The sequence below is a fragment of the Streptomyces sp. NPDC107500 genome (assembly GCF_055582785.1).
Window position 1 is genome coordinate 443,932 of the sequence record NZ_JBVJPF010000004.1, and the last position, 26,408, is coordinate 470,339.

The 26,408-nt window shown below is 73.9% G+C and carries 23 protein-coding genes; 14 read left to right on the forward strand and 9 right to left on the reverse strand.

What is annotated here, in order from left to right; genetic code table 11:
- Window positions 1-89 precede the first annotated feature (89 nt).
- The 6 genes from ACZ67M_RS18510 (at window position 90) to ACZ67M_RS18535 (ending at window position 7,472) form a co-directional block, all read left to right on the forward strand.
- The gene (locus ACZ67M_RS18510; protein ID WP_385796206.1) at window positions 90-1,217 is read left to right on the forward strand and encodes a substrate-binding domain-containing protein; all 1,128 of its coding nucleotides are present in this window, start codon (window positions 90-92) and stop codon (window positions 1,215-1,217) included.
- A 126-nt stretch (window positions 1,218-1,343) separates the two neighbouring features.
- Complete coding sequence (locus ACZ67M_RS18515; RefSeq protein ID WP_469851753.1) at window positions 1,344-2,675, forward strand: ABC transporter substrate-binding protein; 1,332 nt, start codon at window positions 1,344-1,346, stop codon at window positions 2,673-2,675.
- 24 nt (window positions 2,676-2,699) lie between these two features.
- Window positions 2,700-3,686: a carbohydrate ABC transporter permease gene (locus ACZ67M_RS18520; protein WP_361367235.1), complete on the forward strand. Its 987-nt coding sequence runs from the start codon at window positions 2,700-2,702 to the stop codon at window positions 3,684-3,686.
- A complete protein-coding gene (locus tag ACZ67M_RS18525) occupies window positions 3,683-4,546 on the forward strand; it encodes a carbohydrate ABC transporter permease (protein ID WP_361367232.1) in 864 nt (287 codons plus the stop codon). The genes ACZ67M_RS18520 and ACZ67M_RS18525 overlap by 4 nt, the downstream gene beginning before the upstream one ends.
- A complete protein-coding gene (locus ACZ67M_RS18530; protein ID WP_392013276.1) occupies window positions 4,543-5,574 on the forward strand; it encodes a hydroxyacid dehydrogenase in 1,032 nt (343 codons plus the stop codon). Before ACZ67M_RS18525 ends, ACZ67M_RS18530 begins: the two co-directional genes overlap by 4 nt.
- Window positions 5,571-7,472, forward strand: a complete 1,902-nt coding sequence (locus tag ACZ67M_RS18535; RefSeq protein WP_469851755.1) for a DUF2264 domain-containing protein — start codon at window positions 5,571-5,573, stop codon at window positions 7,470-7,472. The genes ACZ67M_RS18530 and ACZ67M_RS18535 overlap by 4 nt, the downstream gene beginning before the upstream one ends.
- Here ACZ67M_RS18535 and ACZ67M_RS18540 read toward each other — a convergent pair.
- Together ACZ67M_RS18540 and ACZ67M_RS18545 are read right to left on the reverse strand one after the other, a co-directional pair.
- Window positions 7,469-8,368 (reverse strand): diacylglycerol kinase family protein, encoded by a 900-nt coding sequence (locus ACZ67M_RS18540; protein ID WP_365641481.1) that lies wholly within the window; start codon window positions 8,366-8,368, stop codon window positions 7,469-7,471. The genes ACZ67M_RS18535 and ACZ67M_RS18540 overlap by 4 nt on opposite strands.
- A 72-nt stretch (window positions 8,369-8,440) precedes the next feature.
- Window positions 8,441-10,039, reverse strand: a complete 1,599-nt coding sequence (locus tag ACZ67M_RS18545; RefSeq protein WP_469851757.1) for an FAD-binding oxidoreductase — start codon at window positions 10,037-10,039, stop codon at window positions 8,441-8,443.
- Window positions 10,040-10,110: 71 nt separating this feature from the next.
- On the opposite strand from ACZ67M_RS18545, the gene ACZ67M_RS18550 reads away from it, so the two are divergent.
- Window positions 10,111-10,728, forward strand: a complete 618-nt coding sequence (locus ACZ67M_RS18550; RefSeq protein WP_329473629.1) for a TetR/AcrR family transcriptional regulator — start codon at window positions 10,111-10,113, stop codon at window positions 10,726-10,728.
- Window positions 10,725-12,311 (forward strand): glycerol-3-phosphate dehydrogenase/oxidase, encoded by a 1,587-nt coding sequence (locus ACZ67M_RS18555; RefSeq protein WP_469851759.1) that lies wholly within the window; start codon window positions 10,725-10,727, stop codon window positions 12,309-12,311. Before ACZ67M_RS18550 ends, ACZ67M_RS18555 begins: the two co-directional genes overlap by 4 nt.
- A gap of 26 nt (window positions 12,312-12,337) precedes the next feature.
- Here the strand turns inward: ACZ67M_RS18555 and ACZ67M_RS18560 are convergent, their stop codons facing one another.
- Window positions 12,338-12,616: a hypothetical protein gene (locus ACZ67M_RS18560; RefSeq protein WP_392101897.1), complete on the reverse strand. Its 279-nt coding sequence runs from the start codon at window positions 12,614-12,616 to the stop codon at window positions 12,338-12,340.
- Between the two features lie 161 nt (window positions 12,617-12,777).
- Between ACZ67M_RS18560 and ACZ67M_RS18565 the strand changes: the two genes are divergently transcribed.
- Window positions 12,778-13,143, forward strand: a complete 366-nt coding sequence (locus ACZ67M_RS18565) for an STAS domain-containing protein (RefSeq protein ID WP_361367213.1) — start codon at window positions 12,778-12,780, stop codon at window positions 13,141-13,143.
- A gap of 6 nt (window positions 13,144-13,149) precedes the next feature.
- Here the strand turns inward: ACZ67M_RS18565 and ACZ67M_RS18570 are convergent, their stop codons facing one another.
- Together ACZ67M_RS18570 and ACZ67M_RS18575 are read right to left on the reverse strand one after the other, a co-directional pair.
- The gene (locus ACZ67M_RS18570; RefSeq protein WP_163016160.1) at window positions 13,150-13,578 is read right to left on the reverse strand and encodes an ATP-binding protein; all 429 of its coding nucleotides are present in this window, start codon (window positions 13,576-13,578) and stop codon (window positions 13,150-13,152) included.
- Between the two features lie 194 nt (window positions 13,579-13,772).
- A complete protein-coding gene (locus ACZ67M_RS18575) occupies window positions 13,773-15,125 on the reverse strand; it encodes a glycoside hydrolase family 10 protein (RefSeq protein WP_361367210.1) in 1,353 nt (450 codons plus the stop codon).
- A 241-nt stretch (window positions 15,126-15,366) separates the two neighbouring features.
- Here ACZ67M_RS18575 and ACZ67M_RS18580 point away from each other — a divergent pair, with 241 nt between their 5' ends.
- The 3 genes from ACZ67M_RS18580 to ACZ67M_RS18590 all read left to right on the forward strand — a co-directional run bounded on the left by ACZ67M_RS18580 (window position 15,367) and on the right by ACZ67M_RS18590 (window position 21,732).
- A complete protein-coding gene (locus tag ACZ67M_RS18580; RefSeq protein ID WP_469851762.1) occupies window positions 15,367-17,922 on the forward strand; it encodes a SpoIIE family protein phosphatase in 2,556 nt (851 codons plus the stop codon).
- Between the two features lie 88 nt (window positions 17,923-18,010).
- Window positions 18,011-20,755 (forward strand): SpoIIE family protein phosphatase, encoded by a 2,745-nt coding sequence (locus ACZ67M_RS18585; protein WP_392238698.1) that lies wholly within the window; start codon window positions 18,011-18,013, stop codon window positions 20,753-20,755.
- Between the two features lie 134 nt (window positions 20,756-20,889).
- Entirely contained in the window at window positions 20,890-21,732 is an 843-nt protein-coding gene (locus tag ACZ67M_RS18590; RefSeq protein ID WP_469851764.1) for a chitosanase, read from the forward strand.
- A gap of 95 nt (window positions 21,733-21,827) precedes the next feature.
- On the opposite strand, the gene ACZ67M_RS18595 is transcribed toward ACZ67M_RS18590, so the two are convergent.
- A complete protein-coding gene (locus tag ACZ67M_RS18595; protein WP_122619119.1) occupies window positions 21,828-22,001 on the reverse strand; it encodes a CsbD family protein in 174 nt (57 codons plus the stop codon).
- A 154-nt stretch (window positions 22,002-22,155) separates the two neighbouring features.
- Between ACZ67M_RS18595 and ACZ67M_RS18600 the strand changes: the two genes are divergently transcribed.
- Entirely contained in the window at window positions 22,156-22,305 is a 150-nt protein-coding gene (locus ACZ67M_RS18600; RefSeq protein ID WP_361367199.1) for a hypothetical protein, read from the forward strand.
- A gap of 26 nt (window positions 22,306-22,331) precedes the next feature.
- Here ACZ67M_RS18600 and ACZ67M_RS18605 read toward each other — a convergent pair whose 3' ends face one another.
- Window positions 22,332-23,801 (reverse strand): MFS transporter, encoded by a 1,470-nt coding sequence (locus tag ACZ67M_RS18605; protein ID WP_469851767.1) that lies wholly within the window; start codon window positions 23,799-23,801, stop codon window positions 22,332-22,334.
- A gap of 219 nt (window positions 23,802-24,020) precedes the next feature.
- Here ACZ67M_RS18605 and ACZ67M_RS18610 point away from each other — a divergent pair, with 219 nt between their 5' ends.
- Window positions 24,021-25,385 carry an FAD-dependent oxidoreductase gene (locus ACZ67M_RS18610; protein WP_122619117.1) on the forward strand — a complete coding sequence of 455 codons (1,365 nt, stop codon included), beginning with the start codon at window positions 24,021-24,023 and terminating at the stop codon, window positions 25,383-25,385.
- 73 nt (window positions 25,386-25,458) lie between these two features.
- Here ACZ67M_RS18610 and ACZ67M_RS18615 read toward each other — a convergent pair whose 3' ends face one another.
- Complete coding sequence (locus tag ACZ67M_RS18615) at window positions 25,459-25,833, reverse strand: roadblock/LC7 domain-containing protein (protein WP_161341383.1); 375 nt, start codon at window positions 25,831-25,833, stop codon at window positions 25,459-25,461.
- Between the two features lie 40 nt (window positions 25,834-25,873).
- Complete coding sequence (locus tag ACZ67M_RS18620) at window positions 25,874-26,401, reverse strand: roadblock/LC7 domain-containing protein (RefSeq protein ID WP_469851769.1); 528 nt, start codon at window positions 26,399-26,401, stop codon at window positions 25,874-25,876.
- Window positions 26,402-26,408 lie beyond the last annotated feature (7 nt).

Below are 26,408 nucleotides of genomic sequence, written 5' to 3' on the forward strand. Positions count from 1 at the left end.
ACCCCAGGGAACGCAAGGGCACCCCGCACGAGCGATCGCTATGATGGCGACGAATCGCTCAAACGAACATTCACGGGTGGGGAGACCTGATGCGGGAGCCGGTCGATCTCAGGCGCCAGAGGATCCTGGCGGCGGTGCAGGCGCGCGGTACCGCGCGGGTGCGGGACCTCGCCGACGAGTTGCAGGTCTCGGTGGTCACCGTGCGCCGGGACGTGGAGGAGCTGACGCGTGAGGGCCGGCTGGCGCGCGGGCACGGGGTCGTCCGGTCCACGCTGCCGGACCGGGAGGCGCCCGCGGAGACCGGCGGGGCGGCCGGGGACCGGGTGGCGGTGGTGGTTCCGGTGCGGCACTCGTACCTCACCGAGACCCTGCACGGCGCACGCACGGTCCTGGAGGAGTCGGGGCTGCGGATCGCCCTGCACCTCGCGCCCCAGGCCTCCGGCGCCGAACGGCCCCTGGTGGAGCGGGCGCTGGCGGACGGCGCGCAGGGGCTGCTGATCGCCCCGCGCTGGCGCGGCCGGGCCGAGGAGGCCGCCGACCACGAGTGGCTCGCCGGTACCGGGGTGCCGACGGTGCTGATGGAGCGCCGCCCTTGGCGGGGCAGCGCGCTGCACGCCCTCGACTCGGTGTGCTCGGACCACTGGTACGGCGCGCACCTGGCGGTGGAGCACCTGGTGGGCCTAGGTCACCGGCGCATCGTGTTCGCCACGCGGCACGACAGTCCGACCGCCCGTTCGCTGCGCGCCGCGTTCACCGAGATCGCCGAGGCGCATCCCCTGGTGGAGCGGTGGGCGTGGACCCTCGTCTCGCCGGAGGCCGGGGTGGACGGGCCGTACACGGCGGACGAGACGGCCGAGCCGCCCGCGCTGACGCGCAAGCTGGGGGCGACCGCCATGGTGCTGCACGGCGACGTGGACGCGCTGATGATCGTCCAGCGGCTGGCGGAGGAGGGGGTGCGGGTGCCGGAGGACTGCTCGGTCGTGGCGTACGACGACGTGGTGGCCGGGCTGGGCTCGCCGCCGCTGACGGCCGTGGCGCCGCCGAAGGCCGAGGTCGGGCGCATGGCGGCGGAGCTGCTGCTCCAGCGGCTGTCCGAGCCGCCCGGGACCCGGCCGGGCCGGCGCGTCGAGCTGCTGCCGCGGCTGATGGTGCGCGGATCGACCGAGTACCTTTCCGGGCTGCCGACCGAGGTGCCGGCCGGGCAGTCGACCGAGTGAGCGTTTGAGCGTTTCATTTTCTTCTGATCGATCTCTTGACCGTTTGAGTCGGGGCGTTCAGGATTCCCGTGTCCCGAACAGTCGTGGCCGCACCCCCGCGGACACGCAGGAGCCGCGGGAGGCGCCATGCCCGGACGACAGAGCCGTCGGTCCGTGCTCGCCGCGATGGCCGCCGTACCCCTGACAGGAGCCGTGAGCGCCTGCAGCGGGGGGAACGGGGCATCGTCGGCCCGCACCGGAACCACCACGCGCGTCACCTTCTGGTCCGCCCTGCGCGGCAGCCAGGAGGTGGTCGACGCCTTCAACCGCACCCACCGCACCATCCAGGTCGACTTCCAGCAGATCCCCTCCGGCGGGCAGGGCGGTTACGCCAAGCTCAGCAACGCCGCCCGGGCGGGCAACGCGCCCGACGTCGCCACCATCGAGTATCCGCAGGTCCCCGGGTACGCCATCGACGGAGTCGCCCGCGACATCACCGACCTGGTGAGCGAGCGCCTGCGCCGCAAGCTGCTGCCGCAGGCGCTCGGACTGACCACGTTCGAGGACCGCGTGTTCGCCGTGCCGCTGGACGTCGAACCCATGGTCATGCACTACCGCGCCGACCTGTTCGACCGCTTCGGCCTGGACGTCGCGCGCACCTGGGACGAGTTCGCCGAGCAGGCCGCGACCGTACGCCGCAAGGCACCGGACCGGCGGCTGGTGCTCTTCCCCACCGACGGGATGACGCAGATGGCCTGCTACGCCTGGCAGGCGGGCGCCCAGTGGTTCGACACCTCCGAGGGCGCCTGGAACGTGTCCCTGGCCGACGCGCCGTCCCGGCGGGTCGCGGACTACTGGCAGCGGCTCATCGACCGCGACCACGTCTTCATGAACGCGGTCGAGAGCCGGCAGTCCGACGCGCAGATCGGCAACGGGCTGGTCCTCACCCGGCTCAGCGGCGCGTGGGACGCCGGCGCGCAGATGAACGCGCGGCCCGGGCAGAAGGGCCAGTGGCGGATCGCGCCGCTGCCGCAGTGGGACACCGGCAGCCCGTCCGCCGGCACGCACGGCGGGTCGACCTTCGCGGTCACCAAGGACAGCCGGCACCCCGAGGCCGCCATGGAGTTCATCGAGTGGCAGGTTTCCCACCCCGACGCGCTGCGCGCCCGCCTCTCCAGCGGCACCAGCAGCCAGTACCCGGCCGCACCCGACCTGGTGCCGGTGGGACGGGACGCCTTCGACCGCTCGTACTACGGGGGGCAGGACATCTACACCCTGTTCGAGCAGGAGGCCGAGAAGATCGGCGAGCAGTGGCTGTGGGGGCCGCGGATGAGCGCGACCCAGAAGGTCATGCAGGACTCGTTCGCCCGCGTCGGCGGCGGCCAGGGCAGCCTCGTCGAATCGCTGCGCACCGCGCAGGAGGGCACCATGCCCGACCTGAAGGCCCTCGGCCTGTCCACCACCCAGCGCAGCACCTGAGCCGACGAAAGGCAGGTGACACCCATGACCACGACGACCCACTCACGGGTGCCGGCCGGCGCGACCCGCGCCGCCGCCCCGGAGCCCTCCGCCTCCGGCATCCGCGCCCGCAGAGCCGCCAAGCGGCGCCAACTGGCCGCCTGCGGCGTCCTGATGACGCCGTTCTTCGCCCTGCTGGTCACCGTCTTCCTGATCCCCGTCGGCACCGCCGTCTACCTCAGCTTCTACAGCGACGACCAGCCCGGACTCGGCTTCGGCCCCGAGCGCACGGTCTTCGTCGGACTGCGCTCCTACGCCGCCGTGCTCACCGACCCCACCTTCCTCGGCGGGCTCGGCACAGTCGCCCTGTACTGCCTGATCTACATCCCGCTGATGGTGGCCGGCGCGCTCGTCCTCGCCCTGCTGCTGGACTCCGGCGTGGTCCGGCTGCGCGCCTTCGCCCAGCTCGGCCTGTTCCTGCCGCACGCGGTGCCCGGCATCATCGCCGCGCTGATCTGGCTGTACCTGTACACGCCCGGCATCAGTCCGGTCATCGAGCTGTTCGCGAAGGGCGACATCACGATCGACTTCCTGGGCGTGCACACGGTGATCCCGTCCATCGTGAACATCGCGCTGTGGAGCAACCTCGGCTACAACATGGTGGTCTTCTATGCCGCTCTCCAGGCCGTGCCGCGCGAGGTGATCGAGGCGTCCGTCGTGGACGGCGCGGGGCCGGTGCGCACCGCGCTCCAGGTCAAGACGCCACTGGTGCGAGCCTCCATCGTGATGGTGGCGATCTTCACGCTGATCTGGGCGCTCCAGCTGTTCACCGAGCCGATGCTGCTCAGCCAGTCCTCCCCGATGATCAGCTCCCGTTTCTCGCCCAGCATGTACATCTACGACGCGGCCTTCACCCGCAACAACTACAGTCTCGCGGCGGCCGCCTCGGTCGTCCTGCTGGTGTGCACCATCGCCCTGTCCTACGGCGTCACCCGCTTCACCAGCCGCGCCGACGCCGAGGAGGCCCGATGAGCGCCACCGACAGTTCGCTGCTCCGCCCGAGACTGCTGGGCCGCCTCACGGTCAACGTGGTCGTCGCCGTCTCCGTCCTCTACACGCTGCTGCCCGTGCTGTGGCTGGTGCTCGCCTCCAGCAAGACGCGGGACGCCCTGTTCAGCAGCGACCTGCTCTCCCTGAGCGACTTCTCGTTCTTCCAGAACCTCGGCGACCTGTTCGCCATGGACGGCGGGCTGTACGGCCGCTGGTACGTCAACAGCCTGCTGTACGCCGTCCTCGGGGCGGCCCTGGGCGCGCTGGTGAGCGTGGCCTGCGGCTACGCCTTCGACAAGTACCGCTTCCGGCACAAGGAGAAGCTGTTCGGGCTGGTGCTGGCGGCGGTCATGGTGCCGCAGACGGTCCTCGCGCTGCCCCTGTACCTGATGGCGTCCGAGGCCGGCCTGGTGAACACCTTCTGGGCGGTGTTCATCCCGGTGCTGTTCAACCCGTTCGGCGTCTACCTGGGCCGGATCTTCGCGCGCGGCTACGTGCCCGACGAGGTGCTGGAGGCGGCGCGCGTGGACGGGGCGGGCGAGCTGACCACGTACGTCCGGGTGGCGCTGAGGATGCTGGGGCCGGGCCTGATCACCGTCTTCCTCTTCCAGCTGACCGCGATCTGGAACAACTTCTTCCTGCCCATGGTGATGCTGTCCGACCAGGACCTGTATCCCGTCAGTCTCGGCCTGTACCAGTGGAACAGTTCGGCGTCCGTGTCGCCGGAGTACTACCCCGTGGTGATCATGGGTTCACTGCTCGCCGTACTGCCGCTCATCCTCGCCTTCGTGCTGCTCCAGCGATTCTGGCGCAGCGGCCTGACCGCCGGAGCCGTCAAGTGACCCCGTACGCCCCCGGACCCGGCTTCCGGCCCCGTGCCGCCGTGGCCATGTCCCCGGACGCCGCCTCGGCCGTCCTCGACCCCCAGTCGCTCGGCGCGTTCCGCCGGGTCTGCGAACTCGCGCCGTTCCCGGTGCTGGACGACCTGTCCACCTCGCGGGCCCGGTCGGTGCTGGCCGACGTGGACCTGCTGATCACCGGCTGGGGCTGTCCGCCGCTGGACGCGGAGGTGCTGCGGGCGGCTCCGGCGCTGCGGGCCGTGGTGCACACGGCGGGCAGTGTCCGCGGGCATGTCACCGACGCGTGCTGGGAGCGGGGCGTCGAGGTCTCCTCGGCCGCCGCGGCCAATGCCCTGCCGGTCGCGGAGTACACCCTGGGCATGATCCTGCTCAGCGGCAAGCGGGTGCTGGAGCGGGCCCGCGACTACCGGGCCACCCGGACCCGGGGCAACTGGCTGCGCACCTCGCGCGGCGTAGGCAACTACCGGCGCACGGTCGGCATCCTGTCGGCCTCGCTGATCGGCCGCCGGGTCGTGGAGCTGCTGCGGCCGCACGACATCGGGGTACTGCTGCACGACCCGTACGTCAGCGACGCGGAGGCCGCCGAACTGGGCGTGGAACGCGTCGAGTTGCCGGAGCTGTTCGCGCGCTGCGACACCGTCAGCGTGCACACCCCGCTGCTGCCCACCACCCGCGGGCTGGTCGGGCGCGCGCTGATCGAGTCGATGCCGGCCGACGCGGTGCTGATCAACACCTCCCGCGGGGCGGTCGTCGACCAGGAGGCGCTCACCGACGCCGTCGTGGCCGGCCGGATCCGGGCCGTGCTGGACGTCACCGACCCCGAGGCGCTGCCGCCGGACCATCCGCTGTGGGAATGCGAGCACGCCCTGATCACCCCGCACCTCGCCGGCTCCGAGGGCAACGAGTGGCGCCGCCTGGCCGACCTCGCGCTCGCCGAGACGACCCGCTGGGCGTCCGGCGCCGGCTTCCTCCATCCCGTACGACGCGAAAGGCTGGCGTTCCTGGCATGAGCATCCCCTTCGAACTGCCCACCGAGGACCGTGCGTCGAGCCCGTACACCGGCTGGACCCGGGCTCACTGGGAGGCCGTCGCCGACGGGCTGCTGTGGGCCGCGTGGCGCTGGAGCACCCCGGGCGGCGCCCTGCTCGACCTGCCGGGACGCCCGTCGCGTTCCGGTGTGCGCTCCGACGGCCTGGAAGGCTTCGCGCGGACGTTCCTCGCGGCCGCCTTCCGGGTCGCGGGCGCCGACGGCGCGGACCCGCACGACTGGCTGGGCCGCTACGCGCGCGGCCTCGCCTCGGGCACCCTCACCCCCGGCCGCGACGACACCGAGTCCTGGCCGCTGATCCTCGACCACGACGTGCAGGGCCAGCCGATGGTCGAGTCGGCGTCGGTCGCGCTCGGGCTGCGGCTGACCGCGCCGTGGCTGTGGAAGAACCTCGACGCCGGGGTCCAGGACCGGGTCGAGGAGTGGCTGCGCGGCGCGCTGCGGCACGTGCCGGCGCCGAACAACTGGTACCTGTTCCCGTACACGGTCGCCGGGTTCCTGGAGTCGGTCGGCCGCGGCGACGCGGAGACGGCCGCGGCACGGGAGCGGGCGCTGGAGCTGATGGAGGGCTGGTACCGGGGCGGGGGCTGGTACGCCGACGGCGACGGTCGCGCCTTCGACCACTACAACGGCTGGGCGCTGCACCTGTACCCGGTGCTCGACGCCCACCTCGGCGGCGACGCCGGCGCCCTCGGCCGGTACGGGGAGCGGCTGCGGGCCCACCTGGAGGGGTTCGCCCTGATGTTCGGCGCCGACGGCGCGCCGCTGCACTACGGCCGCTCGCTCACCTACCGCTTCGCGGCGTCGTCCGCCGTGGGCCTGGGCGCGCTGACCGGGCACACCCCGCTGTCGCCCGGTGCCTCGCGGCGGCTGGTGAGCGGCAGCCTGCGGTACTTCATGGACCGCGGGGCGCTGAGCGACGAGGGGCTGCTGAGCCTGGGGTGGTTCGGCCCGCACGAGGCGACCCTCCAGCCGTACTCGGGACCGGCCTCCCCGTACTGGGCGTCGAAGGCGTTCGTGTCGCTCCTCGCCCCGGCCGGCCACCCGCTGTGGACGGCGCCCGAGGAGCCGGCGCCGGTGGAGGAGGCGGACCGCGTGCTCGCCCTCGCCGCGCCGGGGCTGCTGGTGCAGTCGACGCGCGAGGACGGGATCGTCCGGCTGCACAACCACGGCAGCGACCATGTCCGGCCGCACGAGGGCGAGTCGGCGGACCAGGACGACCCGCACTACGGCCGGCAGGCCTACTCGACCCGGACCGGCCCCACGGCCGGGGAGAACGCCGCGGACAACCACCTGTCGGTCGAGGTGGGCGGCCGGGGCAGCGTCCGCCGCCGCATCCACCCGCTCGGCGCCGGGCAGGGCGACGGCTGGGGCTGGGCGGCGTCCTGGCACCGGCCCGTCTTCACCGGCGGCGCCCCGATGGTGCCGGGGCTGCGGGTGGAGAGCGTGACGGTGGCCCGGGGCCCGTACGAACTGCGGGTGCACCGGGTCGTCGGGGCGCCGCGGGGGGCCCGGGTGACGCACACCGGGTGGGCCACCGGCCCCGAGGAGCCCCTGGTCTCCGCGCTGCACGGACTGCACGGCTGGCTGTCCGGGACCGAGACGGTGCGCGCCCCGCAGGGCACGGCGTACGTGCCGTGGGCCGAGCTGCCCCGGCTGTCCGGCGAGGCGGGCGGGACCACCCTGCACGTCTGCCTGGCGGCACTCACCGGTGAGCCGGTGACCATGTCGATCGCCGAGGCCGTCACGGAGGTCGTGCCGGGTGAGAGCCACGTCGACGTGGTCTGGGCGGACGACGGCGGCCGCACCCGGGTCTCGTTCGGTCCGGTGGCGGTGACGCACTCGGCGGACACGGCCTAGGACGTCCGCGCGGGTTCTGACAGCACGCGCAGGGCGCCGGGCAGTACCCGGGCGGTGACGGGGACGGCGGCCTCGACCTCTCCGTCGGCGCCGTAGGGTATCGCCCGGTCCGCCTCGATGCGGATCTCCCTGCCGCGCAGGACGCGGACCTGGGGGCGGTGGACGTGGGCGCCCGTCTCGAGTTCGTTCATCAGCTTGAAGAACAGCCACCGCGGCGCGTCGTGGATCATCACCACCTCCAGCAGGCCGTCGTCCACCTCGGCGGCGGGCGCGATGAGCCGGTTGAAGCCGTAGTAGCCGGAGTTGGCGGCCACCACGGTGTAGCCGGTGAAGGCGTGCTCCTCGCCGTCGACCGTGACCCGGTAGCGGGTCGGGCGCCAGCCGGCGACGGCGCGCAGCGCGCCCGCGTAGTAGGAGGCCGTGCCGCGCAGCAGGCGCGCGCTGTTGGCGTGGTGGTTGGCGAGCGCGTCGACCCCGGCGTAGACGCTGCCGAGCACGACGGCGCGGTCGTGGACGGCCGAGGTGACCTCGATGGTGTCGACGGAGCGGGGTTCGCCGTCGAGCAGTACCCGGGCGAGCCCGGCCGGGTCGGTGGGCAGCTTCAGCGCGCGGGCGAAGTCGTTGCCGCGCCCGGCCGGGACGAGCCCGAGCAGGGCCCCGGTGCCGCTGAGCGCGCCGCCGATCCCGCCCGCCATCCCGTCGCCGCCGACGGCGAGCACCACCCGGCCGCGGTCACCGGCGCGCCGGGCGAGTTCCCGGGCGTGCGCGAGGCTGTGGCTGTACTCGGTCTCCAGCCCGGCGCCCGCCTCCCGCAGCAGCCGGGCCACCCCGAGCAGCGCGGCGGCCGAGGTGGCGCCGCCCGCGGTGGGGTTGACGACGGCGGTGAACTGTCGCATCGATGTGCCTCCGGGCTGACGGATGGTGCCGGACTGTTGTCTCACGGGTGCGCGGGGTGCCGGTCGGCGGGGTCAGTCCGCCGGCAGCAGGACGCCCGGACTGAGCACGCCGGCGGGGTCCAGGCTGTGCTTGACCGCGCGCAGGGCCGCGATGCCGAGGGGGCCGGCCTCCTGGACGTACCAGTCGCGGTGGTCGGTGCCGACGCCGTGGTGGTGGGTGATGGTGCCGCCCGCGGCGAGGATCGCCTCGTTGGCCGCGTGCTTGGCGCGGGTCCAGTGCGCCACGGCGTCGTCGCCCTGGGCGGAGACGACGGTGAAGTAGAGCGAGGCGCCGTTCTCGTAGACGTGCGAGATGTGGCACATGACCAGCGGCGGGGTGCCGGCGTCGGTGAGGGTGCCGGTGAGCGCGTCGCGGACGGCGGCGTAGAGGGCGGGGACGCGGGACCAGTAGGTCGCGGTCTCCAGGGTCTCGGCCAGCGCCCCGGCGTCGAGCAGGGAGTCCCGCAGGTACGGCGCCGAGTAGCGGCCGTGGGCCCAGCGCTCACCCGGCTCCTCGCCCGCGAAGGTGCCCCCGCTCTCACCCAGGACGGCGGCGGCCTCCTCGCGGCGGTGCGCGGTGTCCGCCCCGGTGCCCTCGAAGCCGACGACGGCCACGCATCCGGCGTCCTGCCGGTCGAGGGAGGAGCCGAGGGCGTCGGGCTGGGCGAGGCCGATCAGGGTCTCGGTCTCGTCGGAGAGCCGCAGCACCGTGGGGCGCGGGCCGTCCTGGGCGAGCCTGCGCAGGGCGGCGGCGCCCGCGTCGAAGGAGGCGAAGCGCCAGCCCTCGTAGCGGCGGACCTCGGGCACGGGCCGCACGCGGACGGTGACGGAGGTGATGACGCCGAAGGCGCCCTCCGAGCCCAGCACGAGCTGGCGCAGGTCGGGTCCGGCGGCCGAGCGCGGGGCGCGGCCGGTGACGAGGGTGCCTTCGGGGGTGGCGAGGGTGAGGCCGAGGACCATCTCGTCGAAGCGGCCGTAGCCGGCGGAGGCCTGTCCGCTGGAGCGGGTGGCGGCGAAGCCGCCGATGGTGGCCCACTCGTAGGACTGCGGGAAGTGGCCGAGGGTGTACCCGTGCGCGGCGAGCAGCGCCTCGGCCTCGGGGGCGCGCAGGCCGGGTTGCAGGCGGGCGGTGCGGGAGACCTCGTCGAGTTCGAGCAGGCGGTTCATGCGGCGCAGGTCGAGGGCGACGAAGGCGCCGCGGTGCCCGGGGGCGAGGCCGCCGACCACGGAGGTGCCGCCGCCGAAGGGGACGACGGACAGCCGGTGCTCGGCGCAGGCCTCCAGCACGGCCAGCACCTCGTCGTGGCCGTCGGGCAGGATCACGGCGGCCGGGGTGTCGGTGACGTCGCCGGTCCGCATCAGCAGCAGGTCGGGGGTGGACTTGCCGCGGGTGTGCCGCACGCGGGTCTCCGCGTCGGTGCGCACGTCGTCCGCACGGCCGCCGACCGCGGCCGTGAGGGCCCGGCGGGCGGTCTCGTCCAGGGGCGAGGCGGGGACGTCGATCTCCGCCAGCGGGAGCGGGGCGGCGTCGCGGGGCTTGACGCCGAGCAGTTCGCGCAGCAGCCCGGTCACCGTGTCCGGCAGCGGTGTCGCCCTGGCCGGGTCGCCCCAGCCGTTCCACAGCATGTCCATGGCCTGTCGTCCTCACGGTCGCTTCGGGGGATGCCTGCCGCACCACCCGGCGGGGCATTACACTGTTACACATGACGCCTAACCGTCACAACCACTCGGGCCGGCCGAACCCCTCGGACAACGACACGGTGCTCGACGCCGTGCGCGACTGCGTGATGGCCGTCGGGGTCCGCCGGACGACGATGACCGACGTCGCCCGCCGCGCCGGCGTCTCCCGGATGACCCTGTACCGGCGCTGGCCGGACGTGCGGTCCCTGGTCGGCGACCTGATGACCCGAGAGTGGATCTCGGTGGCGACCGGGGCGATCCCGGAGCCCCGGCCGGGCACCGGGACGCGCCCGCGCGTCGTCGAGGGGCTGGTGGCCGGGGTGGAGAGGTTCCGCGCGCACCCGCTCTTCCGCAAGATCGTCGACGTCGATCCCGAGCTGCTCCTGCCCTACGTCCTGGACCGGCGCGGAGCGAGCCAGGAGGCCCTGCTGGAGTTGCTGGAGGACGCGCTGGGACAGGGCCACGCCGACGGTTCGGTGCGCCGGACGCACCCCGAGCGGCAGGCGCGGTCGGTCCTGCTGGTCGTCCAGTCCTTCGCCCTGTCGCTGCGGACCATGACCGACGAGGACGACGACGAGCTGACCTCCGCGGCCTTCCTCGCGGAGCTGCGGACCATCCTGGAAAGGACCCTCACGCCATGAGCCCCACCAGCAGCCCCGCCGCCGGGGCGGCCTCCCTGTCCGCGGCGCGGCGCGCCCGCGAGCTGGCCGACACCGTGGGCGGGCCCGTAGTGGACGTCCTGGTCGTCGGCCTCGGCGCCACCGGCGCGGGGGCCGCCCTGGACGCGGCGGCCCGCGGGCTGAGCGTCGTCGCCGTGGACGCCCACGACCTGGCCTTCGGCACCTCCCGCTGGAGCTCCAAACTGATCCACGGCGGCCTGCGCTACCTCGCCTCCGCCCAGCTCGACGTCGCCCACGAGAGCGCGGTGGAGCGCGGGGTGCTGATGGAGCGCACCGCTCCCCATCTGGTGGGCGCCCAGCCCTTCGTGCTGCCGCTGACGCCGCTGGTCTCCCGCGGCCAGGCCGCGCTGGCATGGGCCGGCTTCCGGGCCGGCGACACCCTGCGGCTCGCGGCGCGCACGGCCCGGGCCACGCTGCCCGCGCCGCGCCGGCTGTCCGCCGTGGAGACCCGGCACCTCGCGCCGGCCCTGCGCTCCGACCGGCTGCGCGGCGGCCTGCTGTCCTGGGACGGCCGGCTCACCGACGACGCCCGGCTGGTGACCGCGCTCGCCCGCACCGCCGCCGCCCGCGGCGCCCGGATCCTGACCCGGACCAGGGCGCTGGAACTGACCTCGTACGGCGCCCGGATACGCGACGAGCTGACCGGCGAGGAGGGTGTGGTGCGGGCCCGCGCGGTGATCAACGCCTCCGGGGTGTGGGCCGGCGGCCTGGTGGACGGCATCCGGGTCCGCCCCTCCCGCGGCACCCACCTCGTCCTGCGCTCCGAACACCTCGGCCCGCTCCCCGCGGGCCTGCACGTGCCGGTCCCCGGGGAGACCAACCGCTTCGTGCTGGTCCTGCCCCAGGAGGACGGCCGGGTCTACGTCGGCCTGACCGACGAACCCGTGGAGGGCGACGTCCCGGACGTGCCGGAGGTGCCCGAGACCGACGTCGGCTTCCTGCTCGACGTGCTCGGTTCGGTCCTGGACGTCCCGGTGCACCGCGAGGACGTGGTGGGCGCCTTCGCCGGTCTGCGCCCCCTGCTGGACACCACCTCGCCGGACCGCGCGGGCGGCGGGCCCCGCACGGCGGACATCTCACGCAGGCACGCCGTGCTCACCTCGTCGGAGGGCGTGATCACCGTGGTCGGCGGCAAGCTCACCACGTACCGGCGCATGGCCGAGGACGCCGTCGACGCCGCCGTCGCCGCCCGCGGCCTGGCCGCGGGCCCCTCCCCCACCGCCGCCCTGCCCCTGGTCGGCGCCGCCGCCCCGCACACCCTGGCAACGGTCCGGGCGCCGGACCGTCTGGTGCGGCGCTACGGCACCGAGGCGCCCGACGTGCAGGCCCTCGCCGCCCGGGACCCCCGGCTTGCCGAGCGGGTACTGCCGGGCCACCCCGTCACCGGCGCCGAACTGCTGTGGGCGCTGCGTCACGAGGGCGCCCTCGACGAGGCGGACCTCCTCGACCGGCGCACCCGCATCGGCGTGGTGCCGGAGGACCGCGCGGCGGCCCTGGACGCCGTACGGGACCTGGTCGGCGAGACCGTGGCGCGGCGGGACTGACGGCCGCCGCAACCGCGTCTATCCCGTCAGGGGCCCTGCGGACCGTCCTGGACGGCCTTGCGGACGTTCGCCTCGATCTTGTGCCGGGACCGGCCTCCCTCCTTGACGTACTCCGACATCGCGGTCCGCGCGTCCCGGTCCAGGTCGCGCCAGGCCCGCACGGCGGTCTCGTAGGTGTGGGACTGCCGGGGGGTCCACCGATGCTGCGTGGGAGGCCCGTACGAGTCGCGCAGTTCCTCGACCCGGTGCTGCGCCAGGTCCGCCGCGCGACGCTTGTGCACGAGCTCCTCGAATGTATGAGCCACCACACCTCGACGGTAGTCAGAGGAACGCCGTCGCGCGCGTCGAAACCGGGGGCCGGCGATCCCGTCGGCCCGGGTCCGCGCAAGTGGGCCCCGCGGACCGCGAAGACCCTTACCATCAAGCCACCAATGACGGCCGGGCATATGCGAGAAGTGAGGGCAGCGTGGCGGAGACCGAGGGACCGGCAGTACCCGAGCGGCTGCTGATCACCCGTACCACCACGGGCGACGGCGTCAGCATCGTCATCCTCGCCGGCGAGGTCGATCTCGACGGCAGCGGCCAGTTGCGCGACGTCCTGCTGTCCTCGGTGCAGTCGGCACCGGGCACGGTCGTCGACTTCGGCGAGGTGGGCTTCCTGGACTCCAGCGGCATCAACGTGCTCATATCCGCCCACCAGGAGGCCGAGTCCCGCGGGGTGTGGCTCCGGCTCGCGGCACCGCGGGACGCCGTCGAGCGGGTGCTGCGGCTGGTCGGAGTCGACGGGCTCATCGCCTGCTTCCCTAGCGTCGAGCAGGCGCTGACCGACTGAGGGCGGTCAGGTCAGCGGCAGGCGCGCGTACACCGTCTTCCCCTTGGCGTGCGGCTTGGTGATCACCTCGCCGCACAGGCGGGTCACGATCTCCAGGCCGTGCCGGCCGACCCGCAGGGGGTCGCGGGGCAGGAACGTGGGAAAGGCGTCCCCGGTGTCGGAGACCGCGATCTCCACCCGGTCGTCCACCAGGGTCAGCCGGAGCCGGCAGGGTCCCGGCGCGTGCCGCAGCGCGTTCGTGACCAGTTCGCTGGCGACCAGGCGGGCGGTGTCCAGGAAGGTGTCGGCCAGGTCGACGCCCAGCTCGACGAGCCGGGTGACGAAGCGGTGCACGACGTCCCGGGCGGCCGGGATCATCGCCGAACCGCCCCTGAACTCCACCACCGTGGACACGTCGGAGGTGCCCGCGGCATCGGGTCCGTGCGCCGGAGTCATACAGAGCCTCACCGTCCGGTCGGGGCCGTGTGGGGGAGCGGGGTCCCGGCCCCTCACGATACGCACCGGCGAGGCTTTCACGGTCCCTCTGTCCCAACTTCCCCCGGACACTCCGTTTTTCGGACAGGCACGGCCCGGTGCGCCGGACCGCCGGGGCCCTCTCGGGCGGTGGGCGGTCCGGCGCGCGGGAGCGGTCAGGAGGCGGTGCAGCCGCCGACCGTGGGCGCGGCGCCGCTGCCGTTCTTCGCCACGGTGAATCCGAAGCTGGTCGACGCCCCGGCCGCCAGGGTGCCGTTCCAACTCGGGCGGACCGTCATGACGTTGCCCGTCCAGGTGGGAGTGCCGTTCCAGAGGGACGACACGGACTGTGGCGAGGGCACGGTGACCGTCGCGGTCCAGGAGCTGATGGGCGCGTCGCCGGCCGTGATGGTGACCTGGCCGTTGTAGCCGCTGCTCCAGTCCGCGGTCCGGGTGTAGGCGGCCGTACAACTCGCCGTGGGGTCGCCCGGGTCACCGGGGTCACCCGGGTCGCCCGAGCCGCCGAGGGCGGTCAGGACGGCGTCGTAGGCGGGCTTCTTCCGGTAGTCGCCGTCGAAGAGCAGCGGGGTGCCGCCGCTGCGCCACGAGTACTTGTCGGTGACGCCCCACACGGTGATGCCGGTGCAGCGGTCGACGGCGAGGCAGGCATCGACCACCTTGGTGTAGTTGGCGGCCTGGGCCGATCCGGAGCCCTCGATGTCGAGTTCCGTGATCTGCACGTCGACGCCGAGGTCGGCGAAGCGCTGGAGGTTCTGCCGGTAGTCGGCGGGGACCGGGGAGGCGCTGTTGAAGTGGGACTGGAAGCCGACGCAGTCGATGGGCACGCCGCGGGACTTGAAGTCCTTCACCATGGCGTAGACGGCATTGCTCTTCGCGTTGACGCCGTCGGTGTTGTAGTCGTTGTAGCAGAGCTTGGCGGCCGGGTCGGCGGCGCGGGCGGTGCGGAACGCCTCCTCGATGAAGCCGTCGCCGAGCCTGTCCTGGAAGGGCGAGCTGCGCCGGGCGCCGCTGCCGCCGTCCTGGAAGGCCTCGTTGACGACGTCCCAGCTGTGGATCTCGCCCTTGTAGTGGCCCATCAGGCCGTTGATGTGGCCGTTCATCGCGGTGCGCAGGTCGGCGGCGCCCAGCGTGCCCACCCAGGACGGCAGCTGGGAGTGCCAGACGAGGGTGTGGCCGCGCACGTCCATGCCACGGCTCTGCGCGTGGTCCACGACCCGGTCGGCGGCGGCGAAGGTGAAGGAGCCGCGGCTGGGTTCGGTGGCGTCCCACTTCATCTCGTTCTCGGGCGTCGCCGAGGTGAACTCGCGGTCCAGCGTGGCGGCGTAGTCGGCCTCGCCGAGGTGGTTCGCGGCAACGGCGGCGCCGAAGTAGCGGCCCTGGCCGGCCGCGGCGGACCCGAGCGTGTCGGCGGCCTCGGCTTCGGCGGTGTGGCCCGCGGCCGTCAGCGCGGCCACGGCCACGAGTCCGGCGGCGGCCGTCCTCGCCAGGCATCTCAAAGGCATGGTCATGTCATCCCGTTCCTTGAATCGGTGTGCGGGGGCCGTTCGGAAGGGCGGAGATCATGGATCACGGAGCGTCGAAACTTTCGGAATGATTTCCGAATGTCGCGGAGGAGGTTACGGATTCCCGTCCGCGGGGTCAACGCCCGGCACGCTCACCCGTGCGGACCGACCACGTGCGCGACCCGGGTGCGGTGGCGCATTCTTGCTGTGTCGCCCCGCGCGGCGGCGCACGGACGAGGTGGGGCCGATGAGTGCAGGCGCCGAGGAAGCGGACCGGACGCCCGGACGGCTGACGGCGCTGCTGATCGACGCCTGCGTCCGGGCGGTCGACGCGGCCGGCGGCCGGGTGAGCGGGGTCTACCTGCCCTCCGCAACGCCCGGCCTCCTGCGGCTCGCCGTGCTCGCCGGACTGCCCGGACGGTTGTTCCGGCCCTGGTGGCGCCTGCACACCGACAGCCCGTTCCCGGTCGCCGACGCCTACCGGCTGGGTGTCCGCGTCGTGCTGCCCAACGCCGCGGAGACCATGCGCCGCTACCCGCAGTTCGCGGCCGGCCTGCCGTTCCCGTTCGGATCGCTGTACGTGCCCGTCGCCGGGGCGAGGCGGACGTACGGGGTCCTGACCGTCCTGCGCCCCGCCGCCTCGGACGCCGCCGAGGTGCTGGAGGGCGCCGACCGGATGGCGGGGCTCGCACAGGACCTGGGCGCGGCCCTGGAGCGCCTGGACGAGGACAGCGACGCGCCGCCGGTCCTCTGGGAGAGCGAACCGCTGTGCGTCCGGCCGCCCCCCGCCGGACGGCACCCGCAGCACGCCGGAAGCTTCGCCTGGGATCCGGTCACCGGCGCCGTCACCCTCGACGAACCGCTGTGCGTCCTGCTCGGCATGCCCGCGGGCACCGCCGGACCCACCACAGCGCTCGGGTCGCTCACCGCCGTCCTGGCGCCCGACGACGGGCACCGGCTCGCCGCCGCCCTGCGGGAGACCGCCGCCGGCCGGCCGCCACGGCTCCCCCTGTACGTGCGCGCGGCGGACGGGGCGCTGCGCCTGGTCGAGCTGTGGCGGCCGCGGGCGGCCCGCGCCGACGGCGTGACCGTACGGGGAGCGGTCCGCGACCCCTTCGCCGGCACCGTGGCCGACGCCGCCGCCGACCTGCTGCCGGACGGCGTGTTCTGCGTGGACCGGCTGGGCACGGTCGTCTACGCCAACCCGCGCGCCGCCCAGCTGCTGGGCCGGCCCCGCGCCGGGCTGCTCGGCCGCTCGCTGTGGGAGGCCGTTCCCTGGCTGGACCAGGCCGCCTACGAGGACCATCTGCGCGGTGCGCTGCTCTCCCCCGACCCGGTCCGCTTCCATGTCCGGCGCCCGCCCGACGGCAGCCGCCGCAGCGCCCCGCAGCCCTTCGAGGGCGACTGGCTGGCCGTCTCCGTCTACCCCGGCCCCGACCTCCTGACGGGCACCCTCCGGCCCGCCAACCGGGTGGCCGACGCTTCTGCCGGCCTCACCCCCGAGCACGGAGTGCCGGAGGCGGAGCCCGAGGCCGGCGTCCCCCCCGCCCCGCCGATCGCCTCGACGGCGGCCGAGTACCGCCCGATCGTGCTGGCCGTCGCCCTGACCGAGGCGGTCACCGCACGCCAGGTGTCCGCCGTGGTCGTACGGGAGCTGCTGTCCGCCTTCGGCGGCCGCCGGCTCGCCATCTACCTGCTCCAGGACCGCCACCTCCACCTGGCCTGGGAGACGGGTTTCCCGCCGGGCTTCCTCGCGCCCTTCGAGGGCGTCGCGCTGGACGCCCGGCTGCCCGGAGTCGAGACGCTGACCAGCGGCCGGCCGCTCTTCTTCGACTCCATTCACGACCTGGCCGCCGCGTACCCGGGCATCCCGCTGGACGCCACGGAGGGCGCCCGCGCCTTCCTGCCGCTGATCGCCTCCGGACGCCCGGTCGGCTCCTGCATCCTCGGCTTCGACCGCGCGCGCGGCTTCAGCACCGAGGAACGCGCGGTGCTCACCGCGCTGGCCGGGCTGATCGCCCACGCCATGGAGAAGGCCCGGCGCTACGAGTCCGAGACCGCGCTGGCCCGGGGCCTCCAGGGAGTGCTGCTGCCCCGCCGGCTGCCCGCCCATCCCCTGCTGGAGACCGCCGGACGCTATCTGCCGGGCACCCAGGGCATGGAGGTGGGCGGCGACTGGTACGACGTCGTCGCCTCCGGGGACGGCATGGCCCTGGTCATCGGCGACGTGCAGGGGCACGGCGTGCAGGCCGCGGCCACGATGGGGCAACTGCGCAGCGCGGTGCGCGCCTTCGCCCTCGGCGACCGGCCGCCCGACGAGGTGATGAGCGGCGTCAACCACCTGCTGGCCGACCTGGACCCGGGCCTGTTCGCGAGCTGCTGCTACATCCGGCTCGACCCCGCCACCGGACGGGCCCTCGCCTCCCGCGCTGGCCATCCGCCCCCGCTCCTGCGCCACCCGGACGGACGCACCGAGGCCCTGGACCTCCCCGGTGGGGTGGTGCTCGGCGTCGACCCCGGGGCGCCCTATCCGCTGACCGAGTTCCGCGTCGAGCCGGGTGCCGTCCTCGCCCTCTACACGGACGGGCTGGTGGAGCGGCCCGGCAGCGACATCGACGACGGCATCACCGCCCTGCGGCTGGCCCTGGCCAGGGCGGGAGCGCCCGCCGCGCGACCCGGCAGGCGTGCGCTGGCCGGCGTCGCGGACCGGCTCATCGTGACCTCCCGCCACGCGACGGACCGCGCCGACGACATCGCCCTGCTGCTCGCCACCCGCCGTCCCCGCCCCGGGAGCTCCCGATGACCGCGCCCACGGCCCGCCGTCCGGCGGACCCCGTGGGCACAGGGGGTGCCCCTCGCCTCACGGAGCCCGGCAGTGTAGACATGGGCACATGGTCCGACTGAGGGGTCGATCGGGAGAACGGTCACCCCGTCGTCCCAGCGGCCCGCTCGCCCGACACCAAAGGGACGCGGACCCGACACGGCGGGGGACGGACGCGGGGCGGCGTCACTCGGCACTGCGCCGGGCGCTGTCCGGACGCAGCGTGGCCGCCCAGGTCTTCGTCATGAACGTGGTCATCGTGCTGCTGCTGGTGGTGGCCGCGGCGGTGGCGCTGGTGCTCCAGGTCCGGCACGACAGCACCGTCGAGGCCCGCAACCGGTCCGTCGCGGTGGCCGAGACGTTCGCCAACTCCCCCGGCATCCTGGCGGCGCTGCGCTCCCCCGACCCCACGGCTGTGCTCCAGCCCCGGGCCGAGGCGGCGCGCAAGGCGACCGGCGTGGACTTCGTGGTCGTCACGAACACCGACGGCATCCGCTACACCCATCCCAAGCCCGACCGCATCGGCCGGGAGTTCGTGGGGAACATCGCCCCCGCCCTGGCCGGGGAGACGGTGACCGAGGAGGTCGACGGGACGCTCGGACCGCTGGTCCAGGCCATCGTGCCGGTCGAGGAACCCGACGGCACGGTCGTGGGCCTGGTCTCGGCCGGCATCACCACGGAGAACGTCGGCGGCGCCGCCGAACGGCAGCTGCCGCTGGTGCTGATCGTGGCGGCGGTCGGCCTGGTCGTGGCGACGGCGGGCACCGCGCTCGTCGGCCGGCGGCTGCTGCGCCAGACGCACGGCCTGGGACCGCGCGAGATGACCCGGATGTACGAACATCACGACGCGGTCCTGCACAGCGTCCGCGAGGGCGTGCTCATCGTCGGCCCGAAGGGCCGGCTGCTGCTCGCCAACGACGAGGCCGAGCGCCTGCTCAACCTGCCCCCCGACGCCGAGGGACGCAACGTCCTCGACCTCGGTCTGCCGGCCGACACCGCGGAGCTGCTGGCCTCCGGCCGGGTCGCCACCGACGAGGTGCACCGGGTCAAGGACCGGCTGCTGGCGGTCAACCAGCGGCCCACGGACGTCCGGGGCGGCCCCGCGGGCAGCGTCGCCACCCTCCGCGACTCCACGGAGCTGCGGGCCCTGTCCGGACGCGCCGAGACCGCGCGGGAACGCCTGGACATGCTGTACGACGCGGGCGTGGGCATCGGCACCAGCCTGGACGTCACGCGCACCGCCGAGGAGCTGGCGGAGCTGGCCGTGCCCCGGTTCGCGGACCACGTCAGCGTGGACCTGTTCGACGCGGTGCTGGCGGGCGGCCAGCCGGAGGGCGTCACGGCGCTGCGCCGCACCGCGGTCAGCGGGACACCGGAGGCCCCGCTGTACCCGGTGGGCCGGCAGCTGCACTACGTGGACTCCTCCCCGCAGGGCCGGACCCTGCGGACCGGCACGCCGCTCCTGGAGCCCCGCCTCGACGTGGCGTCCGGCTGGCAGGCGCAGGACCTCGAACGCACCGCGCAGATCCTGGAGTACGGCATCCACTCGCTGATCACGGTGCCGCTGCGCGCGGGCACACTGGTGCTCGGGGTGGTCAGCTTCTGGCGTTCCGGGACGCCCGAGCCGTTCGACGAGGACGAACTGGCCCTCGCCGAGGAACTGGTCGCGCGGGCCGCGGTCTCCATCGACAACGCCCGGCGCTACACGCGCGAGCACAGCATGGCGGTGACCCTCCAGCGCAGTCTGCTGCCGCGCCGGATGCCGGACCAGAACGCCCTGGACGTCGCCTACCGGTACCTGCCCGCGCAGGCCGGGGTGGGCGGCGACTGGTTCGACGTACTGCCCCTGTCGGGCGCCCGGGTCGCGCTGGTGGTCGGCGACGTCGTCGGGCACGGGCTGCACGCGGCGGCCACCATGGGCCGGCTGCGGACGGCGGTGCACAACTTCAGCGCCCTCGACCTGCCGCCCGACGAACTGCTCGGCCTGCTGGACGAGCTGGTCGGCCGCATCGACCAGGACGAGCAGACCGACGACGGCACCGCCCCGGTCACCGGCGCGACCTGCCTCTACGCGATCTACGACCCGGTCGCCGGCACCTGTGTGATGGCCCGGGCGGGCCACCCGCCCCCCGCGCTGATCCGGCCCGACGGCGGTGTGGAGTTCCCCGAGGTGCCCGCCGGTCCCCCGCTGGGGCTGGGCGGCCTGCCGTTCGAGACGGCCGAGCTGAGGCTGGCGGAGGGCAGCCGGCTGGTGCTGTACACCGACGGTCTGGTGGAGGACCGGGGGCACGACATCGACGTCGGTCTGGCGCACCTGCGCCAGGCGCTGGAGACGGCCGGCGAGTCGCCCGAGGAGACCTGCCGGACCGTCCTGGACGCCCGGCTACCGGACCGGCCGGGCGACGACATCGCCCTGCTCGTGGCCCGTACCCGCACCCTCGGGCCCGACCACGTCGCCGAGTGGCAGGTGCCGTCCGACCCGGCGGCCGTCGGCGAGGTGCGCTCCCAGGTCACCCGGCAGCTCACCGAGTGGGGCCTTGACGACCTGGCGTTCTCCACGGAGCTGATCCTGAGCGAGCTGGTCACCAACGCGATCCGGTACGGCGGTGAGACCGTCCACGTCCGGATGCTGCGCGACCGCAGCCTGGTCTGCGAGGTGTTCGACAGCAGCAGCACCTCGCCCCACCTGCGGTACGCGGCCATGACGGACGAGGGCGGGCGCGGACTCTTCCTGGTCGCGCAGCTCGCCGAGCGCTGGGGCACCCGCTACACGCCGGCCGGCAAGGTCATCTGGGCGGAGCAGCCGATGCCGTGACCGCGGCGGGCGCCACCGCCCTCGGTCCGTACCAATTTCGTGCCCGACGGGTGCCCAGCACGCCCCGCATCTGGTAGGAAACTTTCCTATCAGTGCCCGGCACTCCCAACCCCCCACCACCGACTGGAGATTCCGTGAGGCACCCCTTCAGCGACCCCGCGCCCCGCGCGGGCCTCTCGCGCCGTACCGTGCTCGCCATGGCATGCGCGTCCCTGGCAACCGTCCCCCTGCTCACCCCCTCGCGGGCCACGGCCGCGTCCGTGCGCGCGGCGGGGCTCGACGACCCGGCGAAGAAGGAGATCGCCATGCAACTCGTGTCGAGCGCGGAAAACTCCTCGCTCGACTGGAAGGCGCAGTACCAGTACATCGAGGACATCGGCGACGGCCGCGGCTACACCGCGGGCATCATCGGCTTCTGCTCCGGCACCGGCGACATGCTCGACCTGGTGGAGCTGTACAGCGACCGCAGCCCCGGCAACGTGCTCGCCCGCTACCTGCCGGCGCTGCGCCGGGTCGACGGTTCCGACTCGCACGAGGGTCTGGACCCCGGTTATCCCGACGACTGGCGCCGGGCGGCGGGCGATCCCGCGTTCCGCGGCGCGCAGGACGACGAGCGCGACCGCGTCTACTTCGACCCGGCCGTGCGCCAGGGCAAGGCGGACGGGCTGCGCGCGCTGGGTCAGTTCGCGTACTACGACGCGATCGTCATGCACGGCGGCGGCGGTGACCCGCTGAGCTTCGGCAGCATCCGCGAGCGCGCCCTGGGCCGGGCCCGGCCGCCGGCTCAGGGCGGCGACGAGGTCACCTACCTGCACGCCTTCCTCGACGAGCGGGTGTGGGCGATGAGGCAGGAGGAGGCGCACAGCGACACCAGCCGGATCGACACGGCGCAGCGCGTCTTCCTCGACGACGGCAACCTGGACCTCGACCCGCCGCTGGACTGGCAGGTGTACGGGGACAGTTACCACATCGGCTGAGGGCGGCCCGTCCCCGGGCCACTGGCACGGCGCGGGCCGCGGAGCCGGCCGTGTGCCGGACTCCGCGGCCCGCGCCGCGGGGTTGCGCCCCGATGTCAGTGCCGGAAGGCGTCCTTGCCCTTCTCCTTGGCCTGCCGGGCGTCACCCTTGGACTGCTCGGCGCGGCCTTCGGCCGTCATCCTCTCGTTGCCGACGGCCCGGCCGACCGCTTCCTTGGCCTTTCCCTTGGCCTGCTCCATCTTGGCCTTCGACTTCTGGTTGCCGGCCACAGTGCCTCACCTCTCGGCGTTCGTGTGCGATGGTCTGCCCTGCGGGTGCCCACTGGGACGGCGTCAAACGTGCGCGGTTGCGGCAGGGGTGTTCGCGGGTCCCGGGGGTAGAGGACGGTCAGAGCAGGGACCGTCGTCGACTCGGAGGAACGTCATGGCCGGAATCCTGGACCGGATCAAGCGGTTCGCGCGCAGCCCGCAGGGGCGCAGGGCGACCGAGCAGGTGCGCCGCGCGGCCGCGGACCCGCGCCGCCGCGCGCAGGCCCAGCAGATGCTGCGGAAGTTCGGCAGCAAGCGGCGCTGACCGCGTCCGCACGTGGGGCGGTCGGGTCAGCCCTGACCGGCGTGGGTGTGGCTGTGGGACGTCTCCGGCGGGCAGCCCCGCTCGTCGCCCGGGCGGTCCCGGCGCCAGTCGCGGACCGCGACGGTCAGCGCGCACAGCATCGCGGCGACACCGCACCCCACGGACAGGGCCACCGCCTCCTGGTAGTCCTCGTGGGTGGCGTTCAGCGTCAGGTAGAAGAGGCCGGGAAGCGCGGCGGTCCCCACGGCGCCGCCGAGCCGCTGCCCCGTCTGGAGGGCGCCTCCCGCGGCGCCCGCCATCCGCACGGGGACGTCGCGCAGGGTCATCGTGATGTTCGGGGAGATCACACAGCCGCTGCCGAGACCGCCGAGCAGCAGGGCCGGCACCGCGAACCATGCGGCCCGGTCCGGCGGCGCGAGCCAGAGCAGCAGGGCGGTGGTGCCCAGGCCGGCCATCACGGCGACGAGTCCCCAGACCGTCAGCAGCCTGCCCAGCCGCTCGACCAGGCGGCCCGCCACCGCCGCGGCGACGGCCGATCCGACGGCGAACGGGGTGACCGCCAGGCCGGACGCAAGAGGCGAGTAGCCCAGGCCGTTCTGGAAGAAGAGCGCGAAGACCAGCCACACCCCGCTGAACCCGACGAAGTACAGCGCGGCCAGGCCCGCGCCGGTGGCGTAGCCGCGGGTCTCGGTGAGCAGGCCCGGTTCCAGGAGCGGCTGCCCGCCGCGACGGGCGATCCGGCGCTCCCACCGCGCGAAGGCGACCAGGACGGCGGCGCCCGCCGGGAACATCCACCACACCCGGGTCAGGCCGCCGGACTCGGCGAGGACCAGCGGCAGCATCAGGGCGAGGATCCCGGTACCGAGGAGCGCCACGCCCACCGGGTCCAGCCGTCCGGGGCCGCCGGGGGCCACCCGGGGCAGCAGGCGGAAGCCGAGCACCAGCGCGACCACGCCGACCGGCACGTTCACGTAGAAGATCCACCGCCAGCCCTCTGGGCCGGCCAGGGCCAGGATCGCCCCGCCGACGACCGGTCCCACGGCGCTGGAGACGCCGACGGTGGCACCGAAGAGCCCGAAGGCGCGTCCGCGTTCCGCGCCCCGGAAGAGCTGCTGGATCAGCGCCGAGTTCTGCGGTGCGAGGCTCCCCGCGGCGACCCCCTGGAAGATGCGGGCGAGCACCAGCAGCCCGATGCCCGGCGCGGCGCCGGCGGCGGCGCTGAAGAGCACGAAGGCGGCGAGGGCGGCGAGGAAGACGCGGCGCCTGCCGAACGCGTCGCCGATCCGGCCGGCCGTCACCAGGGTCAGGGCGAAGGCGAGCGCGTAGCCGGAGACGACCCACTGCACGGTCGCCGCCGACGCGTGCAGCCCCTGCTGCATGGACGGCAGGGCGACGGCGACGATCGTCACGTCCAGGAGGGTCATGAAACCGGCGACCAGCGTGACCCAGAGGGCCCGCCACCGGTTCGGATCCGAGCTGTCGTCCGGACGCTGCACGCGGGCTCCCCTCGTGTCGCGGCACGGGGCGCGATCACCCGGCGCTCCACGCATGCGTCACCCGTGACGAGGGGTTCAAACCCGACGGCAAAGCCCAACCATGAGATCCCATAAGCCGCTCTTATGGGCTCATAGACCGGACCCGCGTACCGACTTAGGCTTGCCTTAGCTTAGGCTTCCCCGAGAGTCGATCTGTTACCGCTCGAAGGGAACCTGAACATGCCCCGCCCTCTGCGGGTAGCCATCGTCGGATCCGGCCCCGCCGGGATCTACGCGGCCGACGCCCTGCTCAAGTCCGAAGTGGCCGCCGACCCCGGCGTTTCCATCGACATCTTCGAGCGCATGCCCGCCCCGTTCGGACTCATCCGTTACGGCGTCGCGCCCGACCACCCGCGGATCAAGGGCATCATCACCGCCCTCCACCAGGTGCTCGACAAGCCGCAGATCCGTCTCTTCGGCAACGTGAACTACCCGACCGACGTCAGCCTGGACGACCTGCGCGCCTTCTACGACGGTGTGATCTTCGCCACGGGCGCCACGGCCGACCGCGATCTCAAGGTCCCCGGCTTCGAGCTGGACGGCTCCTACGGCGCCGCCGACTTCGTCGCCTGGTACGACGGCCACCCCGACTACCCGCGCACCTGGCCGCTGGAGGCCGAGAAGGTCGCCGTCCTCGGCGTCGGCAACGTGGCCCTGGACATCGCGCGCGTCCTGGCGAAGACCGCGGACGAGCTGCTGCCGACCGAGATCCCGCCGAACGTCTACGAGGGCCTCAAGGCCAACAAGGCGCTGGAGGTCCACGTCTTCGGCCGCCGCGGCCCGGCGCAGGCGAAGTTCAGCCCGATGGAGCTGCGGGAGCTGGACCACTCCCCCAACATCGAGGTCATCGTCGACCCCGAGGACATCGACTACGACGACGGCTCGATCGCGACCCGGCGCGGCAACAAGCAGGCCGACATGGTCGCCAAGACCCTGGAGAACTGGGCGATCCGCGACGTCGGCGACCGGCCGCACAAGCTGTTCCTGCACTTCTTCGAGTCGCCCTCCGAGATCCTCGGCGAGGACGGCAAGGTGGTCGGCCTGCGCACCGAGCGCACCGCGCTGGACGGCACCGGCAACGTCAAGGGCACCGGCGAGTTCAAGGACTGGGACGTCCAGGCCGTCTACCGGGCGGTCGGCTACCTGTCCGACCAGCTGCCCAAGCTGCCCTGGGACATCGACTCGGGCACGGTCCCGGACCAGGGCGGCCGGGTCGTCCAGGAGTCCGGCGAGCACCTTCAGTCGACGTACGTCACCGGCTGGATCCGGCGCGGCCCGGTCGGCCTGATCGGCCACACCAAGGGCGACGCCAACGAGACGGTGTCCAACCTGCTGGACGACTACAGGAACGGCCGTCTCCAGACGCCCGCCTCGCCCGCTCCGGAGGCCGTGGACGCCTTCCTGGCCGAGCGGAACGTCCGCTTCACCACCTGGGACGGCTGGTACCGCCTCGACGCCGCGGAGAAGGCGCAGGGCGTGCCGTTCGGGCGGGAGCGCATCAAGCTCGTCGAGCGTGAGGACATGCTCCGCGAGAGCGGCGCCTGATCCGTCGTACCCGGGCCGCTTCGGCCCGGTGCGGCCGGGCCCGGCGGGGAGTCCCCCGCCGGGCCCGCGGCCGTCAGACCTCCAGCTCGGCCTCGATGCGGCGCAGTTGGTGGCGGGCCATCGCGAGGTTCGCGCGGCTCGCGTCCAGCACCAGGTAGAGGAACAGCCCGTTGCCGCCGCGCCCCCTGAGCAGGCGGATCATGTGGTACTGCGTGTTCAGGGTGATCAGGATGTCCTCGATCTCCTCCTTCAGGCCGAGGTGTTCCATGGTGCGCAGCTTGGCCCGTACGACGTCGGTGTTGCCCGCGGCTGCGACCTCCAGGTTGAACTCCTTGGTCCCGCCCAGCGTGCCGAGCGCCATGCCGCTGGTGTAGTCGACCAGCGCGGCGGCGGACGCTCCGTCGATGGAGCTGAGACATTCCTTGAGCGAGGTCTCCAGGTTGGCCATGGTGGTTCCTTTCCGGACGTGATCGGTACGCGATCGGTGGTCAGGTCGGCCGGCGGTGGCCGCCGGCCTGGGGGGTCGGTCGGTGTGCGGGGCGCTGCGGGGTGCGCACCGGCAGGGTGCCGATGGGCCGGGCGGTGTCCGCGGCGGGGGTCGGGGCGGGTTCCAAGGCGGCCGGGGCGCGGCCCCGGTCGTGGCCGATCTGGGCGGCGACCAGCTCCCCGATGCGGGCGCCGCTGCGCCGGCCCTCCAGGTGCAGCCGGCCCACGTTGACCCGCCCGTCGGCGAGCAGGGTGAGCACGGCGGCGGGACCGGCCGCGTAGGTGGCGACGTAGCCGTCCGCCCCGCGCAGCAGCAGCTCGCGGAAGCCGCCGCGCGAGGTGGCCTCGGCCATGCGGTGCGCGACGCCGAGGGCGGCGGCGGTGAGCGCGGCGAGGCCCTCGGGTTCGGTGCCGGGCGCGTCGTGGGCGAGGACCAGTCCGTCCACGGTGGCCGCGAGTGACCCGGTCAACTGGGGCACGCGGTTGCGCAGTCGGTGCAGTTCGTCCAGGACGTCGCTCTCGACGGCCATGAGCAGT